The organism is Spirulina sp. 06S082 (assembly GCF_034932145.1).
In the GTDB taxonomy this organism is placed as follows: Bacteria; Cyanobacteriota; Cyanobacteriia; order Cyanobacteriales; family Spirulinaceae; genus CCY15215.
The window spans coordinates 1-1,514 of sequence record NZ_JAYGHV010000374.1 but is presented as its reverse complement, the minus strand read 5'-3'; the positions used below and the strand labels follow the sequence as shown (position 1 = coordinate 1,514).

2 protein-coding genes are annotated in these 1,514 nt (G+C 35.9%); both read left to right on the top strand.

The genetic code is table 11. The features are described from left to right. Nucleotides 1-447: FIST C-terminal domain-containing protein (locus tag VB714_RS21375; protein WP_323226714.1), on the top strand; the 447-nt coding region annotated here is incomplete at its 5' end. 1 nt (nt 448) lies between these two features. Further along, the coding region (locus VB714_RS21370) for a histidine kinase dimerization/phospho-acceptor domain-containing protein (RefSeq protein ID WP_323226713.1) at nt 449-1,514 on the top strand (1,066 nt) is incomplete at its 3' end.

Below are 1,514 nucleotides of genomic sequence, written 5' to 3'. Positions count from 1 at the left end.
ATGAGTTTAATTGGATTAAACTTAATTGGTTTAGGAATTTCTTTTGCAGGAAAAGATTATTCGGAAGATATTCTCATCCGAGCAATTTTAAAAACAGATCGAGAAAAACAAAGTTTAATTATTGGGACAGAAATGCCCGTTGGTTCTGTTTTCCGTATAACTCGTCGCGATAGAAATCAAGTCCTTAAAGCCACGTCTAATATGGTAGACGAGGTTATTAATGAATTGCAATCTCCAGACGATGCAGCGTACTTTTATTTTAATTGTGTTGGTCGCGGCGAACATCTTTTTGGCGAACCCGATCCTGATGTAAATGTAGCTTTAGAGACTTTAGAGGCCGATCGCGATTTAATTGGATTTTTTTCATTTGGAGAAATTGCTCCCGTTATAAACGAACAGCAGTTTCATAACTATACCGGAGTTTTTGTAGGAATTGAGGCTAAATAAAATGCTAGAGTGTACCTCCGAAATAGAGCATCTACAAGGGCAAATTCAAGGCTTACAACAAGAAATTGATGCTTTAACCCAAACCATCTTTCGCTTAGAAGCCGACGCGATGGAAGAGAATAAAAAACAAAAGAAAAAGCAGGAAACTCTCAAACTCTTCCAAAAATTAAATCAAGAAATTTCTGCAACAAACAATATCGAGAAAATTTATCAAATTGTTGTCAGGTCTTTAGCCGAAGATATTGGCTTCGATCGCGTCATCATTTATCAAAGTCAAATGAGTCGTTTTGTTCCTATTGCTCATTATGGCTATGCAGAAAACTTGCATCAGAACCGATTAGTTCATCCATTCTTTAGAGAACTTGCCAGCAAGAAAAAAGGCATTGTCGTTAATGGTAAAACAAAAACAAACCCTCTTGATGCTGTTAAAGAAGATTTTCAAGTTTACTATTTTATGGCTTTACCTTTTGCCGTTTTCGATCAATTCGATCGCATTTTATTCGTCGGAAATCAAAAAGAAGATAGCTTAGTTCGTCCGAGTTTGACGAAAAAAGACTTAGAAATTTTAGAAATGTTGAGCAATCAAATTACCATTGCATTTCAACAAATTGAACTCTACGAACAGAGCCAGCGATCGGCTCGAGAATCTAGCGATCGCGCCCTCGAATTACACCGAACTTTAAAGAAACTGAGAAACACTCAGGCTCAACTGATCCAAAATGAAAAAATGTCCAGCTTGGGACAGTTTGTAGCGGGAATTGCTCACGAAATCAATAATCCTGTTAACTTTATTTATGGTAATATTTCGCATATTAAAGATTACGCAGACGATTTATTAGAAATTGTTGAAATTTACCGAGATCATTGTCATTCACTTCCACCAGAATTGGAAGAAATTATTCAAGAAAAAGATATGGAGTTTATATTTGAAGACCTCCCTAAAATTCTTAATTCGATGAAATATGGTTCAGAACGAATTCGGGAAATTGTGAAGAGTCTACGGCTTTTTTCTCGTTTTGATGAATCAGAATTTAAGACAGTTGATATTCATGAAGGATTGGATAGCA